Consider the following 19,240-nt stretch of genomic DNA (forward strand, 5'->3'; position numbering starts at 1 on the left):
CTGAAGGGCCGCCGGAGCCGGCGAGCAGATAGAAACGAACCAGAACAAGGCAGGGATTTTCCATGTCCGCTCACGCACGCATTGTTGCGATCACGAATCGCATTGTCGAACGCTCGAAGCCGACCCGCGAGCGCTATTTGGAGCGCCTGCGCGCTGCCGCCTCAAAGGGCGTCAACCGTTCCGTTCTCGGCTGCGCCAACCTCGCCCACGGCTTCGCCGTCTGTTCCCCCGCCGAGAAGGATGCACTTGCGGGCGACCGCGTGCCCAATCTCGGCATCATCACCGCCTACAATGATATGCTCTCGGCCCACCAGCCGTTCGAGACCTATCCGGCGATCATCCGCGAGGCGGCAGCGCAGGCCGGCGGTATCGCACAGGTCGCAGGCGGTGTACCGGCCATGTGCGACGGCGTCACCCAGGGCCAGCCGGGCATGGAGCTTTCGCTCTTTTCGCGCGATCTGATCGCCATGGCGGCCGGTGTCGGCCTGTCGCATAACATGTTCGATGCTGCGCTCTTCCTTGGCGTCTGCGACAAGATCGTGCCCGGTCTCATGATCGCTGCCCTCTCCTTCGGCCACCTGCCGTCGATCTTCATTCCAGCCGGACCGATGACGACAGGCTTGGCGAACGACGAGAAGTCGCGCGTGCGCCAGCTCTTCGCCGAAGGCAAGGTCGGCCGCGCGGAACTCTTGGAAGCCGAATCCAAGTCCTATCACGGCCCAGGCACCTGCACCTTCTACGGTACGGCCAATTCCAACCAGATGCTGATGGAGATCATGGGCTTCCATATGCCCGGCTCCTCCTTCATCAACCCTGGCACTCCATTGCGCGAAGCGCTGACCCGCGAGGCCGCCAAGCGGGCGCTCGCCATTACCGCTCTCGGCAACGAGTTCACGCCAGCTGGCGAGATGATCGACGAACGCTCGATCGTCAACGGCGTCGTCGGCCTGCATGCGACGGGCGGCTCGACGAACCACACCATGCATCTGGTCGCCATGGCGCGCGCCGGCGGCATCGTGCTCACCTGGCAGGATATTGCCGAGCTTTCGGAACTGGTGCCACTGCTTGCCCGCGTCTATCCAAACGGGCTTGCCGACGTGAACCACTTCCAGGCAGCCGGCGGCATGGGCTTCCTCATCAAGGAACTCTTGAAGCAGGGCCTGGTGCATGACGACGTGCGCACCGTCTTCGGTCACGGGCTGCAGGCCTATACGGTCGACGCGCAGCTTGGTGACAATGGCGCTGTCGTGCGCCAGCCCTCGCCGGAAAAGAGCCATGATCCGAAGGTGCTTGCCAGCATCGAGACGCCCTTCCAGGCGAATGGCGGCTTGAAAATGCTGCGCGGCAATCTCGGCAAGGCGGTCATCAAGATTTCCGCCGTCAAGCCCGAGCGCCACATCATCGAAGCACCGGCGGTCATCTTCCACAGCCAGCAGGAGCTGCAGGACGCTTTCAAGGAAGGCAAGCTCAACCGCGACTTCATCGCCGTCGTGCGCTTCCAGGGCCCGAAGGCCAATGGTATGCCGGAACTGCACAAGCTGACGCCACCACTCGGCGTGCTGCAGGATCGCGGCTTCCGCGTGGCGCTCTTGACCGATGGGCGCATGTCCGGCGCATCCGGCAAGGTGCCGGCGGCAATCCACGTCACACCGGAAGCGGTCGACGGCGGCCCGATCGCCCGCATCAAGGACGGCGATATCATCCGCCTCGACGCGATCAAGGGTACGCTCGAAGTTCTCGTCGATGCCGCCGACATGGCCGAGCGCGAACCTGTAACCATCGATCTTTCGGACAACGAATTCGGCATGGGCCGCGAGCTTTTCGCGCCGTTCCGCCACGCGGTCGGCCCCTCCGACCAGGGTGCCAGCGTGCTTTTCCACGCCCACTGACATCGTCATCGATATAAAAGAAAAACCCGCGGCCGGAACCGCGGGTTTTTCATATCCAGCGAGACGCGAGACTGTTACGCGCGGATATCGAGGACGTAATCCTTGTGAGCCGGGTGCGTGCTGTAGACGAAGATCTTGTTCAATTCCTTCTGCGTCAGCAGGCGCAGGAAGCGAACTTCGATCGTGTTGTTCGGGAAGGTCTTCATCAGCAGGCAACCCACCTTGGTGATGCGGGCGTCCGGAATATCGAGATAGAATTGCTTCGGCAGGGTATACTGCGTGAGGATCGCGAGGATCGCGCTGCTCATGGATATACGGACAATATCGCAGCGGCGCGAGGCGGCATGCATGACGCCCTTTTCCGTATATTCGATGCGCGCGGCGTTCATCGTGTCTTCCATCTTGAACCGCGATTCGCGGTCGTACATGAAAGATTCTTCCTTCGCCAGGAAGTGCGATTTCGGAGGTGTTGGATTCGATGCGGCCATAGCCCTGGTTCCCTCAGTCGTAATGGGAAAAAGGCTAGCACCGCATATTTAACAGAAAGTAAGAATCCCTCCCCTGCACAGCCTCAAGAGGAAGGATTCCACCAAAAATGGATGGTCATTTCCTATAGGTGTGACCCGACGCATCGAAGAGGTGCAGCTTCTGCCGATCGGCGACAAAATGCATCTTCTGGCCGCGCTTCACATCATAGATGCCGGGCAGCTTGACGATGATCGGCTCACCCTGAACCAGGCCTTCGATATAGAGCAACGTCACTTCACCGAGCTGCTCGACGATCGAAACTTCGCCCTCGAAGAGATAGTCCTCATCAGGGCTTGCAATGCGCAGATCTTCGGGGCGAACGCCGAAGCTAGCCTGCTTGCCCTTCTCGGATGCGGCCGTTGCGATATTGAGTGTCACAGATTTGCCGCCCGTCAGCGTCACCGTCGTGTTGTCGCCGGCGCCGGTGATCGTTGCGGGAATGATGTTCATGGCCGGAGAGCCGATGAACTTGGCGACGAAAAGGTTTGCCGGGCGCTCGTAAAGATCCAGCGGCGCACCGACCTGCTCGATATTGCCGGCGGAGAGGACGACGATGCGGTCTGCCAGCGTCATCGCCTCGACCTGGTCGTGCGTGACATAGATCATTGTCGTATCGGCCATCTGCTCGTTCAGGCGGGCGATCTCGATACGGGTTGCGACGCGCAGTGCCGCATCGAGGTTCGACAGCGGCTCGTCGAAGAGGAAGACCTTCGGATTGCGGCAGATGGCGCGGCCGATCGCCACGCGCTGGCGCTGGCCGCCCGAGAGCGCCTTCGGCAGGCGGTCGAGATATTTGGTCAGCTGCAGGCTTTCGGCGGCTTCCCGCACGCGGCGGTCGATCTCCTGCTTGCTCTCGCCGGCGATCTTCATGCCGAAGGCCATGTTGTCGAAAACAGTCATGTGCGGATAGAGCGCGTAGGACTGGAACACCATGGCGATGCCGCGCTTGGAGGGCGGCACGTCATTGACGAGCATGCCGTCGATGTACATCTCCCCGCCAGTGATGTTCTCCAGGCCGGCGATCATGCGCAGAAGCGTGGACTTGCCGCAGCCGGAGGGGCCGACGAAAACGATGAATTCGCCCTGGTTGATCTCCAGGTCGATGCCGTGGAGCACGTCCACGGAGCCATAGGATTTGCGGATATCCTTAAGCGTCAGTCCAGTCATTTTCCTCTCCCCTCCTGATCCTTAAGCGAGGCGGGCGAAATACGCCCCCCAGGCCGGAATATCGATCTTGTCGCCGTAATTGTTGCTGGTAAAGCCGTGGCCCGCCAGAGCCTGCCATTCGCCCGCCGGCAGGGTCACATTGGTTTCCGCCGCTCCCATATTGAAGATGCAGAGCAGCGTCTCGTTGCCGAATTCGCGGGTGAAGATCAGTGCGTCATCCTGCGGATCCTCGAACTCGATCTCGCCCTTGGCGAAAGCCGGGTACTGCTTGCGGAAGGCGATGAAGCGGCGGTAGTGCTCCAGCACGGAATTCTCGTCGCCCTGCTGCACACTGACGGCGCGCAGGATGTGCTCGACCGGCACCGGCAACCAGGGCTTGACCGTCGAGAAACCACCCTGGGCAACCTGGCTGTCCCAGACCATCGGCGTACGGCAACCATCACGGCCCTTGAATTCGGGCCAGAACTGGATGCCGTAGGGATCCTGCAGGTCCTGATAGGCGAGATCGGCTTCGGTGAGGGCAAGCTCCTCACCCTGATAGATGCAGACAGAACCGCGCAGCGTCATCAGCAACGAGGCATAGAGCTTGGCAAAGGCATCGTGATCGGCAACCAACGCACCCCAGCGGCTGACATGGCGCATCACGTCATGGTTTGAGAAGGCCCAGCAGGCCCAGCCATCGGGAGCGGCCGCACCGAAATCCTTCATGACTTCCTCGACACGCTCAGGCGTAAGCGGATCGGGCGCCAGGAATTCAAAGGCGTAGCACATGTGCATCTTGTCATTGCCGGACGTATATTCGCCGACGATTTCGAGACCGCGCTGGCTGTCGCCCACTTCGCCGACGGCGGCGATTGCCGGGAACTCTTCCAGCACCGCACGGAAGCGCTTCAGAAATTCGAGGTTTTCCGGGCGGTTCTTGTCGTAGAGATGCTCCTGGAAATTATAGGGGTTCACCGCAGGTGCGGTGGAGGCGTTGCGGCGTTCGGGAGCAAGTGCTGGATTGTCGCGCAACAGCTTGTCGTGGAAGTAGAAGTTGATCGTATCGAGGCGGAAGCCGTCGACGCCGCGCTTCAGCCAGAAGCGGACGACATCGAGCAGCCGGTCCTGAACCTCGGGATTATGCAGGTTCATGTCCGGCTGCGAGGTCAGGAAGTTGTGCATGTAATATTGCATGCGCGTCGGATCCCACGCCCATGCTGAGCCACCGAAGATCGACAGCCAGTTGTTCGGCGGGGTGCCATCCGGCTTGGCATCGGCCCAGACATACCAGTCGGCCTTGGCATTGGTCTTGCTCGAGCGGCTTTCGACGAACCAGGGATGCTGGTCGGACGAGTGCGATATGACGAGATCAATCATCACCTTGATGCCGAGACGGTGGGCCTCGGCAATCAGCGTGTCGAAATCGATGAGCGTGCCGAAGATCGCATCGACGTTTTCGTAGTCCGAAACGTCGTAGCCGAAATCGCGCATCGGCGAGGTGAAGAAGGGCGAAATCCAGATCGCGTCGGCACCGAGGCTTGCAATATGCGGCAGGCGGGCGGTGATGCCCTTCAGGTCGCCGATGCCGTCGCCGTTCGAATCCTGGTAGGAGCGCGGATAGATCTGATAGATCACCGCGCCGCGCCACCAGTCCTTGTCGGCGGTCAGAAGGGATTGGGAAGCCACACTCATGGAATATCCTGTTTGAGATTACGTCTTGGGATGGATCAGCCTCCCTTGACCGACCCCGCCAGCAGGCCGCGCACCAGATAACGCTGCAGCGAGAAGAAGACGAGCAGCGGGATGATGATGGTGACGAAGGCGGACGCCGTCAGGATTTCCCAGTTGCCGCCGCGCGAGCCAAGCAGCGCATTCAGCGCTCCTGTCAGCACGAGGTGGTCCTTGTCAGTGCCGAGGAAGACCATAGCCACAAGCAGGTCGTTCCACACCCACAGGAACTGGAAGATCGCGAAGGATGCGAGCGCGGGGAAGGACAGAGGCAAAACAATGCGGGTGAAGATCTCGAAGTCGCTGGCGCCATCGACGCGGGCGGATTCGATGATCTCCTTGGGCAGGCCGGAAATATAGGCCCGCAAGAGATAGATGGCGAGCGGCATGCCGAAGGCGGTATGGGCAAGCCAGATGCCGGGATAGGTCTTCGACGGCTGGTTGATCAGGGAGCCGATCTCATTGTAGAGACGCAAGAGCGGGATGAGCGACATCTGCAACGGCACGACGATGAGGCCGACGACAAGTGCAATCAACAGCGCGCGGCCGGGGAATTCCATCCAGCTTAGCGCATAGGCGGCGAAGGCGGCGATCAGGATCGGGATGATGGTCGCCGGAATGGTCACGGTCAGGGAGTTGATGAAGGACTGGCCGATGCCTTCGCTCGTCAGAACGGTCTTATAGTTCGCCAGCGTGAATTCCGGCGGAGCCGATGCCGCAAGATAGATGCGGCGCGGGCGTTCATCGGGCGCGAATGCGGCATTCTTCATGTAGCGGTAGCTGCCATCGCTATTGATGAGCAGGCTTTCGCCTTCGCCGAGATCGGCGGTCTGACCGGCTTCGAAGGCCGAGGGCTGCTGCACGCGTACGCCGAAGGCCTTGACCGAACGGCCGGGCTGATCGGCCAGCACATTGCCCGTGATGACGTAGATATCGCCTTCCTGCTTTGCCTGATCTGGCGTGCCAAGGCGTGCGGCCACAGTCTGCGTTGAACCGGCAAAGGCGGTCCACCAGCCGGAAACGGTGATCTGGTCCTTGTCGCGGAGCGCACTGACGAAGATGCCGAGTGTGGGCACCAGCCAGATGATGACGATGACGAGAACGCAGAAGTGGACGAAGAGACGGGCGGGGCCGATCTTGAAATAGCTTGCAGCTGTCGTCATCTCAGCGTCCCTTCAGTTCGGCGTTGGCGCGGCGCACGTTCCACACCATGATCGGCGTGACGGCGAGCATGATGATGATGGCGATGACGGCACTTCGGCCGGAATCGCCGCCGCCGCGGAACAGCCAGTTGAACATCAGGTTCGCCAGCACCATGGTCTGCCACTGGCCGTTGGTCATGGTGAGCACGATATCGAAGACCTTGAGGACAAGGATGGTGATCGTCGTCCAGACGACGGCGATCGTGCCCCAGATCTGCGGCACCATGATGCGCCAGAAGATCTGCCAGCCATTGGCGCCGTCGATAACAGCAGCCTCAATCGTCTCTTCCGGGATACCGCGAAGGGCGGCCGAGAGGATGACCATGGCAAAGCCGGTCTGGATCCAGACCAGGATCACCATCAGGAAGAAATTGTTCCAGAAGGGAACGGAAATCCAGACCTCAGGCGTGCCACCGAATGTCTGCACGATGGCGTTCAGGAGGCCAATCTGCACATCGTTGCCGCCGCGGTATTCATAGATGAACTTCCAGATGACGGAAGCGCCGACGAAGGAGATCGCCATCGGCATGAAGACGATACTCTTGGCGATATTGCCCCACCAGATGCGGTCGGTCATGACGGCGATAACAAGGCCGAAGAAGGTGCAGCAGGCGGGCACGACGGCGAGCCAGAGAATGTTGTTGAAGATCGACTGGCGGAATTCGCGGTCGTTCAAAGCCCAGAGGTAGTTCTGCGCGCCGACGAACTCGTTGCCCGACCGGTCGTAGAAAGACAGGATGAAGGTCGCGACAACAGGATAGACGAGGTAGACGATCAGCAGGAAGAGCGCCGGGAAGAGAAACAGCCAGGGCCGGATCATCGCGCGCCGGTTCAGATTGCGCGAAGCCTGACGGATATCACCGTCCTTCACCGGCAAAGCGAGATCGAGGATCTTGTTCGAGAAAAAGAAATAGGCCGAGCATGCGAAAACGGCGACGACCACGACGCCCAAAGCGGACACTATCTGCAACAGCATTTCGTCCCTCCCCTGCTTCCCTGTCTTATTCTGAAGGGTTAATGCCGGATAGCGTCAATATTGCTTGTGCGTTTGACCACAGAAGCCGGCACAACCGGGCTCCCCCTCTGGAACCCGGCCATTCATTCCGGTGATGCCGCCGGTTGCCCGGCGGCACGAAATGGCAGGAAATTACTTGATGCCGTCCCAGGCGCTCTGGATTTCGGCTGCAGCGTCCTGAGCGGACTTGCCGCCGACGAAATCGACCATGCCGGTCCAGAAGGCGCCGGCGCCGATCTTACCGGGCATCAGGTCCGAACCGTCGAAGCGGAAGGTGGTGGCCGAGGTCAGGATCTCGCCTTCCTTCTTCATCTGCGGGTTGGCGTAAGCATCGACGTTGACGCCCTTGTACGGGGTCAGGAAGCTCGACTGCGCCATCCAGAGCTCATGAGCGACCGGCGTCTTCAGGAAGTCGACGAAGGCGCGGGCCGTCGGAGAATCCTTGGCGATGGTGACGAGCGTGCCTGCACCCAGAACCGGCTTGCCGAGATCGGCATGTGCGGCATAGGTCGGCATGTAGAAGAAGTCTGCATCGGTCCCGAGCTTCGTTCCCTCAGGGAAGAAGGACGGGATGAACGAAGCCTGGTGGTGCAGGTAGCACTTCGGCGGAACGGCGAAGAGGCCCTTCGGGCTATCGCGGAAGTCGGTCGAAGCAACGGCTGCAACGCCGCCGTCGACATACTTTTCGTTCTTGGCGAACTTACCGAATTCATCGATTGCGGCCACAACGGCCGGATCGGTGAACTTCACTTCATTGGTGGTCCACTTGTCGTAGACGTCAGGCTTCTGCGTGCGCAGCATGATGTCTTCGACCCAGTCGGTCGCCGGCCAGCCGGTCGCACCGCCGGAACCCAGACCGATGCACCAGGGAACGCCGCCGTCCTTGACGATCTGGTCGGTCAGAGCGTGCAACTCTTCCATGGTCGTCGGAACCTTGTAGCCCGCTTCCTGGAAGTTTTCCGGCACATACCAGACGAGCGACTTCACGTCGGCCTTATAAGGGAAAGCATAGAAGGCTTCCTTGCCGTCCTTGCCCTTGTAGGTACCGTAGCCGACCCAGCTGTCGCCGGCGCCGTAATTATCCTTGACCCACTTGGACGTATCGTCGCCGAGCGGCGTCAGATAACCTTTGCCGGCGAGATCGGCCAGGAGACCGGGCTGCGGCAGGATGGCGATATTCGGCGGGGAGCCTGCCTGCGTATCGATGACGATCTGCTGCTCGTAGTTTTCAGAGGAGGAATATTTGGCGTCGATGCCGGTCGCCTCGACGAAGTAGGCGAGAATGCTCTGGAAGAAGGCTTCGTCTTCGCCGCGCCAGGGGCCAAAGATCGTCAGCTGCTGACCCTTCAGGTCGGCATGGACAGACTTGAAGTCATCATAGCTCTTCCAGTTGAACTTGGAATCCTGGCCCGGCGGGAATTTCAGATCCGCGGCCGATGCAGCGCCGGCAAAAAGCGCCGCAAGTGCAACGCCCATCAAGAATGACTTTTTCATGTGATCAACCTCCCATCACAATCCGATAGCGCAGAATTTCATTCAAAGGAAATCTCAAAGCGCTTTGACAACGCAACTCATTCACTTTCAGCAGAATGAAGTCAAGCCATTTTGCGAAAACAGCAGGAATACGGCCGCTATATCGCGTTGCAGCAAGGCTTAATGGGGAATATGGAGCGATTTTTCTTGAGTCAAGCGCAGCAGATGCTACATATTTGAAAGCGCTTTGGAAGCCATTGGGAGGCGGCGGCCACTATTTGACGGCCACAGGGCAGGCCGGGAGGAAGCATAGCAGGTGAATCTCAAACAGCTATCGGAATTGCTGGGGCTTTCGCAGACAACTGTGAGCCGCGCGCTTAACGGCTATCCCGAGGTCAACGAGGATACCCGGGAACGCGTGCTCCGGGCAGTCAAGGAAACCGGATACCGGCCGAACAAGGCGGCCCAGCGGCTTGCGACCGGCAAGGCCGGTTCGATTGGCCTCGTCATGCCGACGGCACCCGGCCATCAGTCGGATGTGCATTTCGGCGAGTTCCTGACCGGCCTCGGCGAGGAAGCGGTGCGCCACGACTTTCACTTCGTCATCATGCCGGCGGACCCGGATGATGAGGTCGCAGCACTGCGGCGCCTCGCGATCAGCGGCAATGTGGATGCGCTCTTCGTGGCCTATATGCGCGGCCATGACCCGCGGCTCGCCATGCTGAAATCGCTCTCCATGCCCTTTGTCGTGCATGGCCGTTCCTTCGGTACGGAGCCCGACTATCCCTATCTCGACATCGACAATGAAGCGGCTTTCAACGATGCGACGCGGCTGTTGCTGCAGCTTGGCCATACGCGCTTTGCGCTGATGAACGGGCCGGCGTATCTCGACTTCGCCATCCGCCGCAGGAACGGCGTCGTCGCAGCCCTTGCCGAACGCGGGCTGGAGCTTGCCGAGGATTGTACGAGCCATAGCGTCATGTCGGACGAGGAAGGGCTGATCGCCATGGAGCGCTTCCTGCAGCTTCCCGAGCGGCCGACCGCCATCCTGTGTTCCAGTACGGTTCTGGCGCTCGGCGCGATCCGGGCCGTCAATCAAGCCGGGCTGAAGCTTGGCGATGATATCTCGCTCATCGCCCATGATGACGTGCTGCCGCTCTTGAAGCCGGAAAATTTCTCCGTACCGCTGACGACGACCCGCTCGTCGCTCCGGGCCGCCGGCGTGCGCATCGCCCAGCGGCTGATCGGCACGGTCAAGCAGGCCGGCCCCTTTCCCGAACAGGAACTCTGGAAAACCGAGCTGATTGTCAGGGCCTCGACAGGCCCTGCCCCGCAGGATTGATCAGAATATCGGCGGCGTCAGCCCTGCCGAACGATGGGCGGCAATCACGGTGTTGGCCATCAGCATGGCGATCGTCATCGGGCCGACGCCACCGGGAACCGGGGTGATGACGGCAGCAACCGGAGAAACCTCGGCAAAGGCGACGTCGCCGACGAGGCGGGTCTTGCCCTCGCCGCGCTCGGGTGCCGCGATGCGGTTGATGCCAACATCGATGACGGTGGCGCCGGGCTTGACCCAATCAGCCCTGACCATTTCCGGACGGCCCACGGCCGCCACGAGGATATCGGCGTTGCGGCAGATGCCGGCGAGGTTCTTCGTGCGCGAATGGGCGATGGTGACCGTCGCATTGGCATTCAGCAGAAGCTGCGCCATCGGCTTGCCAAACAGGTTGGAGCGGCCGACGACGACAGCATTGAGGCCGGACAGGTCCTCACCATGGGTGCGGCGCACGAACACCATGGCGCCGGCCGGCGTGCAGGAAACGAGGCCGGTCTTCAGATCGCCGGTCGCAAGCTTGCCGGCATTGACGACGCTCAGGCCATCGACGTCCTTCTCCGGCAGGATCGACTGGATGATCGGCTCGCTGTCGAGATGTTTGGGCAGCGGCAGCTGCACGAGAATGCCATGGATCGACGGATCGGCATTGAGCGACGCGACGAGGGCTGCAAGTTCCTCCTGGCTGGTCTCGGCTGGCAGCGTGTGCTGGACGGATTTGAAGCCGCATTCCTTGGCCATGCGGCTCTTGGAGCTGACATAGGTGTGGCTCGCCGGATCGTCGCCGACAATGATGACCGCAAGGCCCGCCTGGACGCCTTTGGCGGCTTCTAGCGCAGTATTTGCCGATTTCACGGTTTCGATGACCGATACCGCTACTTCCTTGCCGTCAATGACCTTGACCATGGCTCAGCCCATGCGCTCGGAGGCGTAGCTGCCCGGGCTTGCCGGGAAGACGACGGTACGGTTGCCGTTGATGAAGGTACGGTGGTGGATATGGGCGTGGATGGCGCGCGCTAGCACCTGGCTTTCGACATCGCGGCCGATCGAAACGTAGTCATCAGGGCTCTGAGCGTGGGTGATACGAGCCGTGTCCTGCTCGATAATCGGGCCTTCATCAAGGTCGGCTGTCACATAATGCGCCGTGGCACCGATCAGCTTCACACCACGTTGATAGGCCTGCTTGTAAGGGTTAGCCCCCTTGAAGCTCGGCAGGAAGGAATGGTGGATATTGATGATCCGGCCGGACATCTTCTGGCACATCTCGTCTGACAGGATCTGCATGTAGCGGGCCAGCACGATCAGTTCCGTGCCGGTCTGCTCAGCCACTTCCATGATATGGGCTTCCGCCTGCACCTTGTTGGCCTTGGTGACGGGAATATGGTGGAAGGGAATATCGTGGTTGACGACAACCTTCTGGTAATCGAAATGGTTGGAGACGACGCCGACGATATCGATCGGCAGCGCGCCGATCTTCCAGCGGTAGAGCAGGTCGTTGAGACAATGGCCGAAGCGCGACACCATGAGCAGCACCTTCATGCGTTTCTCGCTGTCATGGAAATCATAAGTCATGCCGAAGCGCGTGGCGATGCTGGTGAAGCCGGCGCGGATATCGGCCTCGGAGATGCCTTCTTCGGAAATGAAGGAGACGCGCATGAAGAACTGGCCGGTGTCCAGATCGTCGAATTGCGAGCTGTCGACGATGTTGCAGCCCTGTTCGGCGAGATACCCCGAGATCGCCGCAACGATGCCGCGCGTCGACTTGCAGGATACCGTCAGTACGTAGCTCTTCATGCCATCTCTTCCTTCGTCACTTGAAGCATAGGTCACCAGCCGGGCCGGTGCGTTGATGCTCCGGCCCGTAGGCGCGTGATGTCAAAACCTCAACCGGTCGGCTCAGATATCGAGCGTGCTGTCGCGTTCCCACTGGGTGAAATGCGAGCAGAAGGCATTCCATTCCTGGTGCTTAAGCTTGAGATAGGCGGCGGAGAACTCGGTTCCGATCGCAGCCTTCAGACCCTCGTCGGCATCATAGGCACGCAGCGCATCGAGCAGGTTCAATGGCAGGCGCGGCGCATCCTTGACCAGATGGCCTTCCGCATACATGTCGATATTGTGATGCGGACCGGGATCTGCCTTGCTGTGCAGCCCGTCAAGGCCGGCGGCGATGATGATTGCCTGCAGCAGGTAGGGGTTGACCGCACCATCAGGCAGGCGCAGCTCGAAGCGGCCGGGGCCCGGCACGCGCACCATGTGGGTGCGGTTGTTGCCGGTCCAGGTCACCGTATTCGGCGACCAGGTGGCGCCCGAGGTCGTGCGCGGCGCATTGATGCGCTTATAGGAATTGACGGTCGGGTTGGTGATCGCGGCAAGTGCGGAGGCATGTTTCATGATGCCGCCGAGGAAGTGCCTGCCTTCCGCCGACAGGCCGAATTCGGCTGTCCTGTCGGCGAAGACGTTGACCTTGCCATCATTGTCCCAGACCGAGATATGGCAATGGCAGCCATTGCCGGTCAGGCCTTTGAAGGGCTTCGGCATGAAGGTGGCGCGAAGCCCGTGCTTTTCGGCAATCGACTTGACCATGAACTTGAAGAAGGAATGCTTGTCTGCTGTCTTCAGCGCGTCGTCGAATTCCCAGTTCATCTCGAACTGGCCGTTGGCATCCTCGTGGTCGTTCTGGTAGGCGCCCCAGCCGAGCTCCAGCATATAGTCGCAGATCTCGGCGATGACGTCGTAGCGGCGCATGACGGCCTGCTGGTCGTAGCAGGGCTTTTCAGCCGTGTCGCGGCCATCGGAAATCTGTTCGCCGTCGGCAGTGATCAAGAAGAATTCGGCCTCGACGCCGGTCTTGACCCGCTTGCCCGCCGCTTCGGCTTTATTGACGAGCTTCTTCAGCACATTGCGCGGCGCCTGCCCCACGAGCGTGCCCTCCATCATGCAATCGGCGGCTACCCAGGCGACGTCCTTCTTCCAGGGAAGCTGGATGACGGAGGTAGCATCGGGAACAGCAAAGAGGTCGGGATGGGCGGGTGTCATGTCGAGCCAGGTGGCAAACCCGGCAAAACCCGCGCCCTCTTCCTGCATGCCGGCAATCGCCTGCGCCGGCACCAGCTTGGCGCGCTGGCCGGAGAAGAGGTCAGTATAGCTGATCATGAAATATTTGATGCCTTTGTCTTTCGCAAAAGCAGCAAGGTCCAGTGTCATTCTCGTTCCCCTTTGGATTTCTCAGAGACACTTTGGTTATGGATGCGAAGCGGCCGGACTTTTTTGCCCGGCCGGTAGAAATCAGTAGCCTCCCTTGCCCGGTATCCAGCTCGTTCCCGCGAGCGGTACCTGCGCCATCGCAGAAGCCTCGATCGTCAATGCGCAGAGGTCTTCCGGTTCCAGATTGTGGACATGGTTCTTGCCGCAGGCGCGCGCGATCGTCTGCGCCTCCAGCGCCATGACCTTGAGGTAATTGGCGAGGCGGCGACCGGCGGCGACCGGATCGACGCGCTTCATCAGCTCCGGATTCTGCGTGGTGATGCCGGCCGGATCCTTGCCTTCGTGCCAGTCATCATAGGCTGCCGCCGTCGTGTGCAGCGCCTCATATTCGGCCGCCCAGCGCGGATCGTTCTCACCGATGGCGATGAGGGCGGCCGTGCCGATGGAGACGGCATCGGCCCCGAGCGCCAGGGCCTTCGCCACGTCGGCGCCGTTCCTGATGCCGCCGGAGACGATCAGCTGCACCTTGCGGTGCATGCCGAGGTCCTGGAGCGCCTGCACCGCCGGGCGGATACAGGCGAGTGTCGGCATGCCGACATGCTCGATGAAGACTTCCTGCGTCGCCGCAGTCCCACCTTGCATGCCGTCGAGCACGACGACGTCAGCGCCGGCCTTCACGGCAAGCGCCGTATCGTAATAGGGACGCGCACCGCCGACCTTCACATAGATCGGCTTTTCCCAGTTGGTGATCTCTCGCAGTTCGAGGATCTTGATCTCGAGGTCGTCGGGGCCGGTCCAGTCGGGATGACGGCTTGCCGAACGCTGGTCGATACCCTTCGGCAGGGTGCGCATCTCGGCGACGCGATCGGAAATCTTCTGGCCGAGCAGCATGCCGCCGCCACCGGGCTTGGCGCCCTGGCCGACGACGATCTCGATCGCGTCGCAGCGGCGCAGGTCCCGTGGGTTCATGCCGTAGCGCGACGGCAGATACTGGTAGACGAGCGTCTGCGAATGACCGCGCTCCTCCTCCGTCATGCCGCCGTCCCCCGTTGTCGTCGAGGTACCGGCAATCGTGGCACCGCGTCCAAGCGCTTCCTTGGCCGGGCCGGAAAGCGAGCCGAAGCTCATGCCGGCAATCGTGATCGGAATCTTGAGCTCGATCGGTTTTTTGGCGTAACGCGAACCGAGCACGACGTTTGTGCCGCATTTCTCGCGGTAACCTTCGAGCGGATAACGCGAGATCGAGGCCCCGAGGAACAGGAGGTCGTCGAAATGCGGCAGCTTGCGCTTGGCGCCGCCGCCGCGGATATCATAGATGCCGGTCGCCGCAGCGCGGCGGATTTCCGACATCGTGTATTCGTCGAAGGTTGCCGAAAGGCGAGGCTTCGTGGGCGGGTTGTGATAGCTCATGGAAAACCTCGATAAGATTCAATAGGCTTCGGCATTGTCGACGTTGAAATTGTAGAGTTTACGGGACGAGCCGTAGCGGCTGAACTCCTCCGGTCGCACATCGGTGATGCCGGCCTTTGCAAGCAGTGCGGCGAGAAGCTCGATATGTTCGCTTCGCATTTCCTTTTCGATGCAGTCCGCGCCCAGGCTCTCGACCTTACCGCGCACGAAGATGCGGGCCTCGTAGAGGGAATCGCCGAGCGCCTCGCCCGCATCGCCGAGTACGACGAGGTTGCCGGCCTGCGCCATGAAGGCGGACATGTGGCCGATATTGCCGCGCACGACGATGTCGATGCCCTTCATCGAGATGCCACAGCGCGAGGAGGCATTGCCCTCGATGACGAGCAATCCGCCACAGCCGGTGGCACCGGCATACTGGCTGGCGTCACCCTTGATGGTGATACGTCCGGACATCATGTTTTCGGCGACACCAGGGCCGGCAGAGCCGTGCACGGTGATGACAGCTTCCTCGTTCATGCCACCGCAATAGTAGCCGACGCTGCCATGGATATCGATGCTGACGGGCGCATGCACGCCTGACGCAACGGCATGATGGCCACGCGGATTGACGACATCGAACTGCAGGTCGTTGTCGCCCGGCGCAATGTCATGCAGGGCCTGGTTGAGGTCACGAAGCGGGGTCACCGCAAGATCGAATGTGGGCATGAAATCGTCCTGAAATGAAATCGAGCCGATGGGGTGAGGGCAGCCGCAGCAGCCCTCAGCGTTCCCAGAAATAGACAGTCGCAGGCTCCGGCTCCCAGACGCGCGCGGCCTCGATGCCGGGCAGGCTGACGAGCGCGCGGTATTCCGAGCCGAATGCGACGTAACGGTCGGTCTCTGCCATGACAGCAGGCTTGCAGGCGATCGCATCGCGCACGACGCCGAAGCCGGACTTGGTGCCGACGACGAAGGTGAAGAAACCATCGAGATCATCAACGGCGCCTTCGAGCGCCTCGCCGAGATTCTTGCCCTTGGCCATTTCGGCGGTCAGGTAGGCAGCGGCAACTTCCGTGTCATTCTCGGTCTCGAAGGTCATGCCTTCGCGCTTCAGTTCACGGCGCAGGTTGTTGTGGTTGGAGAGCGAGCCGTTGTGGACGAGGCACTGGTCGGAACCGGTGGAAAAGGGATGGGCACCGAGCGTCGTGACTGCCGATTCCGTCGCCATGCGGGTATGGCCGATGCCATGTGTTCCAGCCATGGAGATAACTGAGAAACGGGAAACGACGTCCTTCGGCAGGCCGGTTTCCTTGTAGATCTCGATCGCGTCGCCGCTGCTCATAATACGGATGTCGGGGCGCAGCTCGGCGATGGCGGCACGGCCCTCTTCGAGCATGTCCTTCGGCAGGGTGACGACGGCATGGGTGCTCTTGATGTCGATTGAGACCTCCGTGCCGAGTTCCTTCTCCAGCTCGACCTGAAGACCGGAGAAATCCTTCTTCGGCTTGGCGGACTGGACGGTGATCTTGGCGCTGTCGCCACTGCTTGCGCCATAGATTGCAATGCCTGCGCTATCAGGCCCGCGGTCCGTCATCGTCACCAGCATGGATGACAGCATCGCGCCGAGCTCCGGCTCCAGGCTTTTGTCCTTCAGGAAGAGACCCACAATTCCGCACATGACAGAACCTCCATTTCGCGTCTGCAAAATGACTATCAGGTCTATTTTAGGTTTTCAACCTGCAGGAATATTTTTTTCTTTTAAGGCAAGTCAGTCATTTTTGCCGCGCTGCGGATAGCTGATGATGGAAAGATAGCGGCTCGGCAATTTCACAAGTTTTTCCGGCCCGTGCGGGGCATCGGCATCGAAGAACAGGCTGTCGCCCGGCTGCATCGGGAAAAGCTGGTCGCCATGGCGATAGACAACCTCTCCGTCCAGCATGTAGATCATCTCCATGCCCTCATGCTGGAAGGTCGGAAAGACATCCGAATCCGTCGTCAGCGTGATGAGATAGGGCTCGACGATCACGCCGCTGCTGTTGTTGTCGATATGGCCGAGCAGATTATACTGATGGCCGGCGCGCGTGCCGCGCCGCTCAAGCTCGATGCCCTGCCCCGCCTTGACGAAGACAGCGTTGCGCGGCTCCTCGTAACGGCGGAAGAAAGCCGTCAACGGCACGCCGAGGGCGCGCGACAGCGACTGCAAGGTCGTCAGCGACGGTGAAATATTGCCGTTCTCGATCTTCGACAGCATGCCGAGAGAAATGCCGGTCGCAGCGGCGAGATCGGTGACGGTGATGCCGAGCTTCTTGCGATAGGCGCGCACCTCATGGCCGATCGCCATTTCGAGATTGTTTTCCTTCGGCTCGCGCACCGCATGCGGATTCTGGGACAGGGCCTGACGAACCGCATGGGCATGCTCCTGGCTCGACGTTTCATCCAACTTGATCTTCATTCACGGTCCTTCGCACACTCGCTCTTTGCAAGTATCCTATCGCCAGAGTGAAATATTCTCAACCGTGAAGAAAGTCAGAGCTTGCGGACTGAACTCGGGCTGTTGCCGTAGAGGCCGCGAAAGAGGCGTGAAAAATGCGCGGCTCCGGAAAAACCTGTTGCAATGGCGATCTCGGAAATCGACAGCGGGCTCTGCTCGATGAGCCTTCGGGCATGCTGCAGCCTGATGCGTCTGTATTGCTCGATAAAGGTTGTATCGAGATGGGCGGTGAACAGGCGGTCGAGATGGCGCGGCGTCACCCCGGCAATGCGGGCCATGGCTGCGCGGTTGAGCGGCATCTCGATGGTTTCCTCCATCTTTTCCAGGACGCTCAGCAGACCCGGATGATGCACGCCGTAGCGTTCGGTAAGAGAGGCGCGCTGTGGCGCCGTTGGCTCGCCGACCTCGGTGTGCAGGAACCAGTCGCTGACCCGGCGCGCGAAATCCGGCCCCATGCGCTCTGCGATCAGCGCATGCATCATGTCGAGTGGCGCAATGCCGCCCCCACAGGTAATGCGGTTGCCGTCGACGACGAAACGCGCCTGGCGCGGCGACAGGTCCGGAAAGGCTTCGAGGAGCGCCGACGCATGCTCCCAATGGATCGTAAAGTCACGGCCTGTCAGCAGCCCCGCCTCGGCAAGAAGATAGGGACCGCCGGAAATGCCGCCGATGCGCACGCCCTCGCGCGCGAGTTGGCGCAAGCAGGAGAGCACGGTTGGATAGTGCCAGTCGCGCGGCGAACCGCCGGCGCAGACGAAGATAGTGCCGAGCCCAAAACCGCGACCGGGAAGCGCCGCCGCCGGAACGGGCACGCCGCCAGAAGACAATACCGCCTCGCCTTGCGGCGAGAAGCATGAGATGCGGTAGATTTCCCGTCCGGCAAGCAGATTGGCCGCACGCAGCGGTTCGCTCGCCGAGGCGTAGGACATTAGGGCAAATCCCGGCAGAAGAATGAAGCCGATGGAATGCAGGTTTTTTGCTTCTATGGACGTCATGTCCCATTCTTATCGACAAATGTCCTAAACAGGCAAGTCGCACCTCGCCTTTCTGGCATCATGGCACCAGCTCCCACCGGATCTATCCATGCGCTATTCCGCTCTTTCAATCTTCTTAAACGGGTTTCGCGGCAACAAGGGCTGGGCGCCCGCCTGGCGCCAGCCTTCGCCGAAACCGCATTATGACGTCATCATCGTGGGCGGCGGCGGCCACGGACTTTCGACGGCCTACTATCTCGCCAAGACATTCGGCATCACCAATGTCGCCGTGCTGGAGAAGAGCTATCTTGGCTCCGGCAATATCGGGCGCAACACGACGATCATCCGCTCCAATTACCTGCTGCCCGGCAACAACCCCTTCTACGAGTTGTCGATGAAGCTCTGGGAAGGGCTGGAACAGGATTTCAACTTCAACGCCATGGTTTCGCAGCGCGGCGTGCTGAACCTCTTCCATTCCGATGCGCAGCGCGATGCCTATACAAGGCGCGGCAATGCCATGCGCCTGCACGGCGTCGATGCAGAACTCCTCGACCGGGCTGCGGTCCGCAAGATGCTGCCGTTCCTCGATTTCGACAATGCCCGCTTCCCCGTCTTGGGCGGCCTCCGTCAGCCGCGCGGCGGCACGGTGCGCCACGATGCAGTCGCCTGGGGTTATGCCCGTGGCGCCGACAGCCGCGGCGTCGACATCATCACCAATTGCGAGGTCACAAGCATTCGCAGCGAGAATGGCAGGGTGACAGGCGTCGAGACCACCCGGGGCTTCATCGGCTGCGGCAAGCTGGCGCTCGCTGCCGCCGGCAATTCAACCGTGGTCGCCGACATGGCGGGCCTGCGCCTGCCG

Annotated in this window: 17 protein-coding genes; 3 read left to right on the forward strand and 14 right to left on the reverse strand. The window is 60.9% G+C overall.

Going from position 1 to position 19,240, the window contains the following annotated elements:
- Positions 1–62: 62 nt before the first annotated feature.
- On the forward strand, positions 63–1,889 hold the full coding sequence (gene edd / locus PMI11_RS17195) for a phosphogluconate dehydratase (RefSeq protein WP_007819339.1): 1,827 nt from the start codon (positions 63–65) through the stop codon (positions 1,887–1,889).
- 74 nt (positions 1,890–1,963) lie between these two features.
- Here the strand turns inward: edd and PMI11_RS17200 are convergent, their stop codons facing one another.
- The 6 genes from PMI11_RS17200 to PMI11_RS17225 form a co-directional block, all read right to left on the reverse strand.
- A complete protein-coding gene (locus tag PMI11_RS17200; RefSeq protein ID WP_183728680.1) occupies positions 1,964–2,377 on the reverse strand; it encodes a hypothetical protein in 414 nt (137 codons plus the stop codon).
- 115 nt (positions 2,378–2,492) lie between these two features.
- On the reverse strand, positions 2,493–3,584 hold the full coding sequence (ugpC, locus tag PMI11_RS17205) for an ABC transporter ATP-binding protein (protein ID WP_007819341.1): 1,092 nt from the start codon (positions 3,582–3,584) through the stop codon (positions 2,493–2,495).
- A gap of 21 nt (positions 3,585–3,605) precedes the next feature.
- A complete protein-coding gene (locus PMI11_RS17210) occupies positions 3,606–5,258 on the reverse strand; it encodes a beta-galactosidase BglA (protein ID WP_007819342.1) in 1,653 nt (550 codons plus the stop codon).
- A gap of 35 nt (positions 5,259–5,293) precedes the next feature.
- Positions 5,294–6,457, reverse strand: a complete 1,164-nt coding sequence (locus PMI11_RS17215; RefSeq protein ID WP_007819343.1) for a carbohydrate ABC transporter permease — start codon at positions 6,455–6,457, stop codon at positions 5,294–5,296.
- Position 6,458: 1 nt separating this feature from the next.
- Positions 6,459–7,472, reverse strand: coding sequence for a carbohydrate ABC transporter permease (locus PMI11_RS17220; protein ID WP_007819344.1), 1,014 nt, complete (start codon positions 7,470–7,472; stop codon positions 6,459–6,461).
- A gap of 171 nt (positions 7,473–7,643) precedes the next feature.
- Entirely contained in the window at positions 7,644–9,005 is a 1,362-nt protein-coding gene (locus tag PMI11_RS17225; protein ID WP_007819346.1) for an ABC transporter substrate-binding protein, read from the reverse strand.
- A gap of 295 nt (positions 9,006–9,300) precedes the next feature.
- On the opposite strand from PMI11_RS17225, the gene PMI11_RS17230 reads away from it, so the two are divergent.
- On the forward strand, positions 9,301–10,326 hold the full coding sequence (locus tag PMI11_RS17230; RefSeq protein ID WP_007819347.1) for a LacI family DNA-binding transcriptional regulator: 1,026 nt from the start codon (positions 9,301–9,303) through the stop codon (positions 10,324–10,326).
- Here the strand turns inward: PMI11_RS17230 and folD are convergent, their stop codons facing one another.
- From folD to PMI11_RS17270, 8 genes are all read right to left on the reverse strand, one after another.
- Positions 10,327–11,226: a bifunctional methylenetetrahydrofolate dehydrogenase/methenyltetrahydrofolate cyclohydrolase FolD gene (gene folD / locus PMI11_RS17235; protein WP_007819349.1), complete on the reverse strand. Its 900-nt coding sequence runs from the start codon at positions 11,224–11,226 to the stop codon at positions 10,327–10,329. It abuts the gene before it with no gap.
- 3 nt (positions 11,227–11,229) lie between these two features.
- Positions 11,230–12,114, reverse strand: a complete 885-nt coding sequence (gene purU / locus PMI11_RS17240) for a formyltetrahydrofolate deformylase (protein ID WP_007819368.1) — start codon at positions 12,112–12,114, stop codon at positions 11,230–11,232.
- Between the two features lie 102 nt (positions 12,115–12,216).
- Complete coding sequence (glnT, locus tag PMI11_RS17245; RefSeq protein ID WP_007819370.1) at positions 12,217–13,524, reverse strand: type III glutamate--ammonia ligase; 1,308 nt, start codon at positions 13,522–13,524, stop codon at positions 12,217–12,219.
- Positions 13,525–13,605: 81 nt separating this feature from the next.
- Positions 13,606–14,934 carry an FMN-binding glutamate synthase family protein gene (locus tag PMI11_RS17250; RefSeq protein ID WP_007819371.1) on the reverse strand — a complete coding sequence of 443 codons (1,329 nt, stop codon included), beginning with the start codon at positions 14,932–14,934 and terminating at the stop codon, positions 13,606–13,608.
- 18 nt (positions 14,935–14,952) lie between these two features.
- Entirely contained in the window at positions 14,953–15,639 is a 687-nt protein-coding gene (locus PMI11_RS17255; protein ID WP_007819373.1) for a GXGXG domain-containing protein, read from the reverse strand.
- A 55-nt stretch (positions 15,640–15,694) separates the two neighbouring features.
- Complete coding sequence (locus PMI11_RS17260) at positions 15,695–16,591, reverse strand: class II glutamine amidotransferase (protein WP_007819375.1); 897 nt, start codon at positions 16,589–16,591, stop codon at positions 15,695–15,697.
- Between the two features lie 90 nt (positions 16,592–16,681).
- Positions 16,682–17,365 (reverse strand): helix-turn-helix domain-containing protein, encoded by a 684-nt coding sequence (locus tag PMI11_RS17265; RefSeq protein WP_007819378.1) that lies wholly within the window; start codon positions 17,363–17,365, stop codon positions 16,682–16,684.
- A gap of 74 nt (positions 17,366–17,439) precedes the next feature.
- On the reverse strand, positions 17,440–18,399 hold the full coding sequence (locus PMI11_RS17270; protein WP_007819380.1) for a GlxA family transcriptional regulator: 960 nt from the start codon (positions 18,397–18,399) through the stop codon (positions 17,440–17,442).
- 88 nt (positions 18,400–18,487) lie between these two features.
- Here PMI11_RS17270 and PMI11_RS17275 point away from each other — a divergent pair.
- Positions 18,488–19,240: FAD-dependent oxidoreductase (locus PMI11_RS17275; protein ID WP_007819381.1), on the forward strand; the 753-nt coding region annotated here is incomplete at its 3' end.

It is taken from the genome of Rhizobium sp. CF142 (assembly GCF_000281145.1).
Lineage (GTDB): Bacteria > Pseudomonadota > Alphaproteobacteria > Rhizobiales > Rhizobiaceae > Rhizobium.

Bases quoted from the DNA above. Each gene is read 5' to 3' on its own strand.
- edd (WP_007819339.1), top strand. From the start codon at position 63: ATGTCCGCTCACGCACGCATTGTTGCGATCACGAATCGCATTGTCGAA.
- PMI11_RS17200 (WP_183728680.1), bottom strand. From the start codon at position 2,377: ATGGCCGCATCGAATCCAACACCTCCGAAATCGCACTTCCTGGCGAAG.
- ugpC (WP_007819341.1), bottom strand. From the start codon at position 3,584: ATGACTGGACTGACGCTTAAGGATATCCGCAAATCCTATGGCTCCGTG.
- PMI11_RS17210 (WP_007819342.1), bottom strand. From the start codon at position 5,258: ATGAGTGTGGCTTCCCAATCCCTTCTGACCGCCGACAAGGACTGGTGG.
- PMI11_RS17215 (WP_007819343.1), bottom strand. From the start codon at position 6,457: ATGACGACAGCTGCAAGCTATTTCAAGATCGGCCCCGCCCGTCTCTTC.
- PMI11_RS17220 (WP_007819344.1), bottom strand. From the start codon at position 7,472: ATGCTGTTGCAGATAGTGTCCGCTTTGGGCGTCGTGGTCGTCGCCGTT.
- PMI11_RS17225 (WP_007819346.1), bottom strand. From the start codon at position 9,005: ATGAAAAAGTCATTCTTGATGGGCGTTGCACTTGCGGCGCTTTTTGCC.
- folD (WP_007819349.1), bottom strand. From the start codon at position 11,226: ATGGTCAAGGTCATTGACGGCAAGGAAGTAGCGGTATCGGTCATCGAA.
- purU (WP_007819368.1), bottom strand. From the start codon at position 12,114: ATGAAGAGCTACGTACTGACGGTATCCTGCAAGTCGACGCGCGGCATC.
- glnT (WP_007819370.1), bottom strand. From the start codon at position 13,524: ATGACACTGGACCTTGCTGCTTTTGCGAAAGACAAAGGCATCAAATAT.
- PMI11_RS17250 (WP_007819371.1), bottom strand. From the start codon at position 14,934: ATGAGCTATCACAACCCGCCCACGAAGCCTCGCCTTTCGGCAACCTTC.
- PMI11_RS17255 (WP_007819373.1), bottom strand. From the start codon at position 15,639: ATGCCCACATTCGATCTTGCGGTGACCCCGCTTCGTGACCTCAACCAG.
- PMI11_RS17260 (WP_007819375.1), bottom strand. From the start codon at position 16,591: ATGTGCGGAATTGTGGGTCTCTTCCTGAAGGACAAAAGCCTGGAGCCG.
- PMI11_RS17265 (WP_007819378.1), bottom strand. From the start codon at position 17,365: ATGAAGATCAAGTTGGATGAAACGTCGAGCCAGGAGCATGCCCATGCG.
- PMI11_RS17270 (WP_007819380.1), bottom strand. From the start codon at position 18,399: ATGACGTCCATAGAAGCAAAAAACCTGCATTCCATCGGCTTCATTCTT.